Below are 2,973 nucleotides of genomic sequence, written 5' to 3'. Positions count from 1 at the left end.
GGGATCACGCCGGAGGCGCACGTAACAGTGGCGGCGGTGCTGGCGGTGGCGCTGACCCGGGTGGAGCTGCGGGCCGGTGACCCGCGGGCCGCCGTCCAGGCGCTGCCGGACTGGACAGCCCCGGACGCCGAGTCCTGGCCGCTGCCGGTACGCCTCGCCGCCGGGCTGCTCGACGCGGTGCTGGCCGAGCGGGGCGGTGACGACCGGCGGGCCGGCCGGATCCTGGAGGGGGTGCTCGACCTGGCCGAGCCGGACGGCTACCGCCGGGTCTTCACCCGGGCGGAGCCGGGGGTACGCGATCTGCTCGCCGCCCACCTCGACTCCGGTACCGCGCACTGGCCGACGGTGAGCGACCTCGTGCGGGGTGCGGACGAGCGGCGCGCCGACGAGCCGACGGACCGGCCGGGCACGACGGAGCGGGCGCTGGACGAGCCGCTCACCGAGCGGGAGCTGACCATCCTGCGGTACCTGCAGAGCATCCTGTCCAACGTGGAGATCGCCAGCGAGCTGTCCCTGTCGGTCAACACGGTGAAGACCCACGTGCGCAACATCTACCGCAAGCTCGACGCGACCCGCCGGCGCGAGGCGGTCCGACGGGCCCGCGAGCTCCGGTTGATCTGACGACTGACCGTGTCTGACGGGTTCGGCCGGTCAGCGGCTCAGCCGTTGGCCACCGCGTCCACCGCGGCCAACAGGTCGGCCAGGTCGTAGCCGCCCTCGTGGCGGACCTCGTTGATGAACAGGGTCGGCGTGCCGGTGACCCCGCTGCGGATGCCGCCGACGAAGTCCCGCCGGACCCGGTCGGCGTGCGCCTGCCGATCCACCTCGCCGGCGAGCTCGTCGGGCGGCAGGCCGAGCTGCTCGATCCCGAGCGACAGGTGCACCGGGTCGAGCTGGTCCTGGTGCTCGTAGAGCCAGTCATGCATCGCCCAGAACTGTCCCCGCTCTCCCGCGGCCTCGGCCGCCTCCGCCGCGCTCTCCGCGTACGGGTGGACGTTGGCGATCGGGAAGTGCCGGTAGACCAGCCGGACCACGTCCGCCCGCTGGCGCAGCACCTCGGCCAGGTTGGCGTACGCGGCCCCGCAGAACCGGCACTGGAAGTCGCCGTACTCGACGACGGTGACCGGCGCGCCCGCCGGCCCGCGGACGTGGTCCGTCCCGGTGACCGGGATCCGCAGCTTCGCCGTGGTGACCTGCAACGGAGTGGTCATGCGGCCACCACTGCCCGGTCGACGGCGAGCCGGTCCAGCTGCCCGTCCGGGGCCGCCGGAAGGGAAAACCCGGGCGCGGAGCACCCGGGTGTGATCAGCCCGTTCGGATCAGTCATGGTTCCCACGCTCACCCGCGACCGGGTGAACCGGGCTCACCCGGCCCGGGTGGTTCCGCCGGCCCCCTGGGTCAGCGGCCGACGGTGATGTGGTTGTGCACCTCGCGGATGCCGGGCGCGGACCAGACGATCCGTTCCACCTCCTCGCGTTCGGGCACCGAGTGCACGTGGCCCCGGAGCAGCACGGTGTCGCCGTCGTGGATCCGGACGTAGATCCCCTCGGCCTCGGTGGCCCGGTTGCGGGCCAGCGCGTCCACGATCCGGCCGGCCAGGTCGCGGTGGTCGGCCGCCGAGGTCGCCGGCCGTACGGTGATCCCGTTGCTCACCCCGCGCACCCCGGTCAACCGGCCTACGGAGCGTTCCGCGGCGCGGCGCTGGTACTCCCACTCGACCTCGCCGTGCAAGGTGACCCAGCCGTCGGACACGGTCACGTCGAGCGCCTCGATCGGCACGAACGCGTCCCACTCCAGCGCGCGGCTGGCCGCGGTGGCGATCTCCGGATCGCTGCGCTCGGCGGAGGTGGCGATCCGTACGGCGAGGTCGTTGGCGACCGCCCGCACCCGGGACACCCGGTGCGCGGCCCGTTCGGCGGCCCACTTCTTGGCGTAGCTGTCCACCCAACCGGTCAGCGTCACCACTCCGTCGGTGACGGTCACGCCGATCTCGTTGGGTCGGACCCGGGGTTCCCAGCTCAGCTCGTCGAGGACGTCGGACTGGATGTCCTGGTCGGTACGGGTGATCGTCCCGGTGGCCATCGGTCGCTCCTTCACGGATCGGGATCGCAGGCGGCGGGCTGCGCCGGCACGGACGCCCGCCAGGACCGATCCTGTCCGGGCCCGGGGTGAGCCGCCCTCACCCGCTCCGGGTGAGCCGCGCGGAGCGGGCGGCCGTCGACAGTCGCCGCCCGGTGGGGCACGATCTGGTGCGACCACGGCGGGCGGGGGAGGCGGGCGATGAGCGGTGTACGCGAGGCGGCCCCGACCGAGGTGCGGACGCCGACCAGCGTCCTCCGTCGCCGGCCCGTGGGCCGCGGCTGGCAGGGGCCGGGACGGTGGAAGCGCCTGCTGACCGGGGCGGGGCGGCTGCTCCGGCACGAGTGGACGCTCGCCGTGCTCGGCGCGCTGCTGCTGGCCGCGGCGATGACCTGGCCGACCCTGCGCGACCTGACCGGCAGGTTGCCGCAGGACACCGGCGATCCGACCCTGCAGGCGTGGCAGATCGCCTGGGGCGGGCACGCCCTGCTGACCGATCCGGCGCAGGTCTGGCACTCCAACACGTTCTTCCCGGAGCCCTACACCTACGCCTACTCGGACACCCTGCTGGGCTTCGCCCCGTTCGGCATGGTCGGCGACGGGCCGGTGGCCGCCGTCGCCCGCTACAACCTGCTGTACGTGCTGGTGCACGCGCTCGCCTTCGTCGGGGCGTACGCGCTGGCCCGGCAGTTGGGCGCGGGGCGGGCAGGTGCGGCGGTGGCCGGCGCCTCGTTCGCGTACGCCCCGTGGAAGCTGGCCCAGGCCGGGCACCTGCACGTGCTCTGCGGGGGCGGGATCGCCCTGGCGCTGGCGATGCTGGCGCGGGGGCACGGCTGGTCGCTGCGCCGCGGGTACCGGCCGGACCGGGTCCGACCCGGCTGGGCGGGGGCGGGA

General features: G+C 74.5%; 3 protein-coding genes and 1 pseudogene. 2 read left to right on the top strand and 2 right to left on the bottom strand.

Going from position 1 to position 2,973, the window contains the following annotated elements:
- The coding region (locus DKL51_RS20645) for a helix-turn-helix transcriptional regulator (RefSeq protein ID WP_221623218.1) at window positions 1–621 on the top strand (621 nt) is incomplete at its 5' end.
- A gap of 38 nt (window positions 622–659) precedes the next feature.
- Here DKL51_RS20645 and DKL51_RS20640 read toward each other — a convergent pair.
- On the bottom strand, window positions 660–1,211 hold the full coding sequence (locus DKL51_RS20640; RefSeq protein ID WP_109947904.1) for a DsbA family protein: 552 nt from the start codon (window positions 1,209–1,211) through the stop codon (window positions 660–662).
- Window positions 1,212–1,398: 187 nt separating this feature from the next.
- A complete protein-coding gene (locus DKL51_RS20630; protein ID WP_109947903.1) occupies window positions 1,399–2,082 on the bottom strand; it encodes a BON domain-containing protein in 684 nt (227 codons plus the stop codon).
- Between the two features lie 198 nt (window positions 2,083–2,280).
- On the opposite strand from DKL51_RS20630, the pseudogene DKL51_RS20625 reads away from it, so the two are divergent.
- Window positions 2,281–2,973, top strand: a pseudogene (locus tag DKL51_RS20625) (hypothetical protein); the annotation flags it as partial.

Origin of the sequence: Micromonospora globispora, from assembly GCF_003857015.1 — a bacterium.
Lineage (GTDB): Bacteria > Actinomycetota > Actinomycetes > Mycobacteriales > Micromonosporaceae > Micromonospora > Micromonospora globispora.
Note: the sequence above shows the minus strand (reverse complement) of the source record. Positions and strands in the feature narration are given on the sequence as shown.

Coding starts and splice junctions, on each gene's coding strand:
- DKL51_RS20640 (WP_109947904.1), bottom strand. CDS start 1,211: ATGACCACTCCGTTGCAGGTCACCACGGCGAAGCTGCGGATCCCGGTC.
- DKL51_RS20630 (WP_109947903.1), bottom strand. CDS start 2,082: ATGGCCACCGGGACGATCACCCGTACCGACCAGGACATCCAGTCCGAC.